Source organism: Phenylobacterium sp., assembly GCF_041691455.1.
Taxonomy (GTDB): domain Bacteria; phylum Pseudomonadota; class Alphaproteobacteria; order Caulobacterales; family Caulobacteraceae; genus Phenylobacterium.
On the sequence record NZ_JBEPUO010000065.1, the window covers coordinates 1 to 4931 of the forward strand.

Sequence of the window (4931 nt, forward strand, 5' to 3'; positions counted from 1 at the left end):
ACCTTCGGGGTGTTCTTGATGAGGTGGTAGGCCTCGTCGGTGAGCTCCATCTTCACCAGCACATAGCCGGGGAAGAACTTGCGCTCGGCGTTGACCTTGCGGCCGCGGCGGATCTCCACGACGTCCTCGGTGGGCACCAGGATGTCGGAGAAATTCTCGTCGAGCCCTTGCGTCTTGGCCTGCTCGCGGATGCTCTCGGCCACCTTCTTCTCGAAGTTCGAGTAGGCGTGGACGATGTACCACTTGTGGCGGGGATTGGCGGGGGCGGTGGTTTCGGCGGCTTCGGACATGTCTCTAACCTAACCCCCGCTGGCCAGTTTGAGGACCTGATTCACGCTGAAGGACACGCCGGCGTCCACCATCGCGAAAAAGCCCATGGCCACGACGACCATGATCGCGACCATCACCGAGGTGATCCAGGTCTCCCGCCGGCTGGTCCAGGTGATCTTGCGCGCCTCGGAGCGGACCTCGCGGGCGAACTGAGCAAGGCTGGTCTTCTTCTTGGCGGGCGCGAGCGCCGCAGCCGAAGGGCTGGCCATGACCGCGGCGGTCTTGGCGGCGCGATTGCGCATTGCTGACGGGCTGTTGCCCGATTTCCTGGCCATGGCGGCTTTCTTCGAACTCTCACTTCTCGGGCGGCGGAAGTCGCGCCCCTATTGTCGCATATATAGGATGGCAGGAGTGGAGGGACTCGAACCCCCGGCCCTCGGTTTTGGAGACCGATGCTCTACCAGCTGAGCTACACTCCTTCGGTTTCCCGAATTTTGGCGGCCCCCGGCGAGGAAATAGAAGCGCGCCGCACGGCGCGCCGCCCCCTCATCGCCGGAGCCGGGTCGTTTAGCAGGGGCGCCCAATCCCGGCAAGGCGGATCGATCTCGCCGCCCGGTCCGTTTCCGAAGGAGCCGATCGACCTTTCCGGAGCCTCCGATGCCCGACACCGACCCCCGATATAACCGCGACGAAGACCAGAAACCCGGGTCCCCGCCCCGCTCCGCCACCGAGCCCGCCGGCGTCAAGCCCACCGCCGGCTCAGCCAAGACGCTCACCGATCCCCAGACCGGCGCGCCGCGGAAGACCCCGCCGAAGCCGGCCTAGCCGCCGCCCGCAGCGCCTTGCCACGGGGCGGGAGCCTCCTAGAGTGGCGGTTCCCACGGGAGGCTTCAATCATGACGCGCGCCATCGTTCTCGCCGCCGCCATCGCGACCCTCGTCGCCGGCGCGGCCCCATTGCAGGCCCAACCCAGAGGCGCCGCCCCGCCGCCGGGCGACTACTTCCAGACCTGCCGCAATGTCTCGACCGTCGGCTACGGCCCCAACGCCACCATGACCGCCGAGTGCCGCGACCGGGATGGGCGCTGGCGCACGACCAGCCTGCGGTTCGCCGGCTGCGACCGGATCGAGAATCGCGATGGCCAGCTCTCCTGCCGGCCCGGCGCAGGCTACCCGCCGCCGCGTCCGGGGTTCCCGGGCCCCGGCCCCGGCGGTCCGCCCTTCGGCCGCAGCTCGATCACCCTCTTCAGCGGCCCGGACTTCACCGGCCGGCCGTTCCCGGCCGATCGCGAGTTCACCAACCTGCCGCGCGAATTCAACGACCGGGCGATGAGCCTGCGTATCGACGGACGCCGGCCCTGGCAGGTCTGTTCGGACAGCGATTTCCGCGGCCGCTGCCAGGTGTTCGACCGTGACGTGAGCGACCTGAGCCGGTTCGGCCTGGGCGCCAACGTCAGCTCGCTACGGCCGGTGCGCTAGGCCATGGCGTCGATCGGCCGCCGCCGGTTCCTGAGCCTGGCCGCGGCCATCGGCGCATCGGCGGCCTGGGGCGGGGCGAAGGCCGCGCCCTCGAAGTTCAAGTGGACGGAGCGGCGCGACCTCTTCCCCGAGGGCGTGGCCTCCGGCGACCCGCAAGGCGACAGTGTCATCCTGTGGACGCGCCGGCCGCCGCACGCCGGCGATCCGGGGTTCATCGACGAAGCGGGCATGAAGGGGTTCGCCATCCCCTACATCCTGGTCGTGGAGGTCGCCGAAGATCCCGGGTTCAAGCGTGTCGTGGCGTCCACGCGGACGCCGACCACCGACCTCAGCGACTGGACGATCCGTGTGCTGGTCGGCGGTCTGAAGCCCTCCACCGAATATTTCTACCGCTTCATCGGCCCCGGCGGCCTCGGCAGCCGCATCGGCCGCACGACGACCGCGCCGGCGCTCGACGACCCGCGCGAGGTCCGCTTCGCCTTCGTGAGCTGCCAGAACGCCAACCAGGGGGCGATGAACGCCTACCGCCGGATGATCTTCGAGGACGAGCACGCCGCGCCCGACAAGCGGCTCGATTTCGTCTGCCACCTCGGCGACTTCATCTATGAGATCGTCTGGTACCCGGAGGATCGGCCGCAGGGGATGTACGATCGCCGCCTGCGCGACATCGTGCGCTACGAGCACGGCGCGAAGTTCCAGGACCTGCACCTGCCGACGACGCTCGACGACTACCGCGCCATCTACCGCGCCTATCTGCACGACCCGGACCTGCAGGACGCCCGCGCCCGCTTCGCCTTCGTCAACATGTGGGACAACCACGAGTTCTCCTGGCGCGGCTACCAGGGCATCCAGAAGTTCGGCAAGGACACCGTCTGGGCCCAGAGCCGCAAGGTCGCCGCCAACCAGGCCTGGTTCGAGTTCCAGCCCGCCCGGGTGAAGCAGGCCGGCACGCTGCAGCAATTCGCGGGGCCCAAGGTGGCCGACGTCGCCGTCACCCAGTTCGACGACCGCGGCCTGGGCCAGGAACCCAACAACCTGGCCGCCATCGAGAGCCTGACCGCCTATCGGGCTCTGCGATTCGGCCGCCACGTGGAGCTGATCCTCACCGACCAGCACAGCTACCGCTCCGAAGAGCCGTCGGACGATCCGCGGGCCGCGGCTCTGGACACCCCCGACTTCCCTGTCCTGGAGCCGGAGGAGGTCACCGAGATCCTCGACGCAGGCCGCGCCTACAATGGCGGCAAACCTCCGGAGACGATCCGGCTTGGCGACAAGTCGGTCCCCAACTTCCGCAAGGACGGGCCGCCGGTGGCCATGCTGGGTGTGAAACAGAAGGCCTGGTTCTTCGAGACCCTGAAGGCCTCGAAGGCCACCTGGAAGGTCTGGGGCGCGACCAACGGCACGCTGGATATGCGCGCCGACTTCCAGAACCTGCCGCCGGGGCTGACCAAGCCCTGGCCGGGCGCCGGCTATGCGGGCGGCGGCGGCGGCGACTGGTCGGGCTGTATCGCCGAACGCGCGGAGGTCTACGACTTCGTCCGCGACCACCGGATCACCGGCTTCGCCACCGTCTCGGGCGACCGGCACAGCTTCTGGGCCGGGCTTTCGGCCAAGGCCCTGCCGCCCAAGGCCTTCGAGCCGGTGGGCGTGGCCTTCATCACCGGCTCGATCTCGGCGCCGGGCATGGCTGAGGGGATGAGCTACAACCTCAAGAAGGACATGCCGCTTCGGCCGCTCTTCCTGGTCGATCGGCCGGGCGAACCCAACCAGCCCATGATGAACATGCTGTTCCGGCATGGGGTGAAGTCGTGCCTGGAGTACGCCCGGTCCGGCGATGTGGAGAAGGCGCGCGCACTCTCCAACCCGGAGCTGTCGCCGCACCTCTCCTTCGTCGATATGGGCGGCCACGGCTATGCGGTCGTGCGGGCGTCGTCGGACGCCTTCGAGACCGAGTTCGTGGCGATCCCGCGCCCGCTGGAGCGCAACCCGGCGCCGGACGGCGGGCCCCTGGCCTACCGGGTCGTCCACCGCGCGCCGCTCTGGAAGGCGGGCGAGCGGCCAAGGTTGGAGCAGAAGGTCCTGGAGGGCGACCCGAAGCTATCGATCTAGTCGCCGCGCCGCTTCTTGCCGCGGGCGACCTCGGTGGCCAGCGCCTCCAGCCGGTGGCCCCAGAAGCCGCGGAAGCGGTCGAGCCAGGCATCCACCGCCTGCATCGGCGCCGCCTCGATCGCATAGATGCGGCGCGAGCCGTCGACACGCGCCGTGGCGAAGCCTGCGTCGCGCAGCACCTTCAGATGCTGTGAGACCGCCGACTGGGTGACGCCGAACTCGTCCTGGACCACGGCCGCCACCTCCCCGGCGCTGTGCTCGCCGTCGGCCAGCAGCTCCAGGATCCGGCGCCGGACCGGGTCGCCCAGGACGTCGAAGGCGTGCATCAGCCGCCCGTGTAGAACTTGGCGGTGAGATCGGCGGCGGCGCGGGCCTTCGCCGGGTCTTCGCCGCCTTCGATGTCGGCGGCGCCCCAGCCCGCGGCGCTCCCGCGGATGAAGGCCTTTCCGGCGTCCGACGGGGACCAGGCGGCGAACGCGTCCTTGTCCACGGCCGCCCCGCCGGCGGCCAGATGCAAGGCCATGCCGATCAGCGTCAGGTCCCAGCCGACGCCCACCGCGCCGGGGCCATAGGTGTCCCAATGGGGATCGATCGGCGCCAGATGCTCGAGCGTCAGTTCGGTCCGCGCCTCTCCCGCCGCCGACAGCCGGACATTGACCCAGCTCGTCTGTTCGCCGAATTCCCAGGTGACGCCGAGGCGGTGCGGCGGCTCGCATTCGGTGATGGTCCCGCCGGCGTTGCCCTGCAGCTGGTATTTGCCGCCGAGCTTCAGGTCGCCGCTGATCGGAAGGAACCAGCGCGGGATGCGCTCAGCGCGGGTCAGCGCATCCCACAGGTCGTCGATGCCGGTGTCGTAGTGGCGCGAGGCCACCACCACACGTACGGGCGTCCCCTCATGCTCGCGATCCTCGACCCGGCGCACCACGGCGCCGATGAAGCTTGCGACGTCGATCTGCATGGCGGTGCTCCGGTTACGATTTCACTCAGGACTTATATAAGTACATTCTAAAATATGAGTCCAAGCAAAAGGCCGCCGGGGTTATCCCCCGACGGCCTGATGGTCTTGGTCAGTGA

At 69.0% G+C, this 4931-nt stretch carries 7 protein-coding genes and 1 tRNA gene; 3 read left to right on the forward strand and 5 right to left on the reverse strand.

Annotated elements, in window-relative coordinates; genetic code table 11:
* The 3 genes from ACESMY_RS23375 to ACESMY_RS23385 all read right to left on the reverse strand — a co-directional run.
* Positions 1 to 290: transcription termination/antitermination NusG family protein (locus tag ACESMY_RS23375; RefSeq protein WP_372787044.1), on the reverse strand; the 290-nt coding region annotated here is incomplete at its 3' end.
* A 9-nt stretch (positions 291 to 299) separates the two neighbouring features.
* Positions 300 to 605, reverse strand: a complete 306-nt coding sequence (secE, locus tag ACESMY_RS23380) for a preprotein translocase subunit SecE (RefSeq protein WP_372787045.1) — start codon at positions 603 to 605, stop codon at positions 300 to 302.
* A 68-nt stretch (positions 606 to 673) separates the two neighbouring features.
* Positions 674 to 749: transfer RNA gene (locus ACESMY_RS23385), tRNA-Trp, on the reverse strand.
* Positions 750 to 927: 178 nt separating this feature from the next.
* Between ACESMY_RS23385 and ACESMY_RS23390 the strand changes: the two genes are divergently transcribed.
* From ACESMY_RS23390 to ACESMY_RS23400, 3 genes are all read left to right on the forward strand, one after another.
* Positions 928 to 1095 (forward strand): hypothetical protein, encoded by a 168-nt coding sequence (locus ACESMY_RS23390; protein WP_372787046.1) that lies wholly within the window; start codon positions 928 to 930, stop codon positions 1093 to 1095.
* Positions 1096 to 1166: 71 nt separating this feature from the next.
* Entirely contained in the window at positions 1167 to 1748 is a 582-nt protein-coding gene (locus ACESMY_RS23395) for a beta/gamma crystallin-related protein (protein ID WP_372787047.1), read from the forward strand.
* A 3-nt stretch (positions 1749 to 1751) separates the two neighbouring features.
* On the forward strand, positions 1752 to 3857 hold the full coding sequence (locus tag ACESMY_RS23400) for an alkaline phosphatase (protein WP_372787048.1): 2106 nt from the start codon (positions 1752 to 1754) through the stop codon (positions 3855 to 3857).
* Here ACESMY_RS23400 and ACESMY_RS23405 read toward each other — a convergent pair.
* Both ACESMY_RS23405 and ACESMY_RS23410 read right to left on the reverse strand, forming a co-directional pair.
* Positions 3854 to 4183: an ArsR/SmtB family transcription factor gene (locus ACESMY_RS23405; protein WP_372787049.1), complete on the reverse strand. Its 330-nt coding sequence runs from the start codon at positions 4181 to 4183 to the stop codon at positions 3854 to 3856. The two genes, ACESMY_RS23400 and ACESMY_RS23405, sit on opposite strands and share 4 nt — an antisense overlap.
* Positions 4183 to 4815 (reverse strand): SRPBCC family protein, encoded by a 633-nt coding sequence (locus ACESMY_RS23410; RefSeq protein WP_372787050.1) that lies wholly within the window; start codon positions 4813 to 4815, stop codon positions 4183 to 4185. The genes ACESMY_RS23405 and ACESMY_RS23410 overlap by 1 nt, the downstream gene beginning before the upstream one ends.
* Positions 4816 to 4931 lie beyond the last annotated feature (116 nt).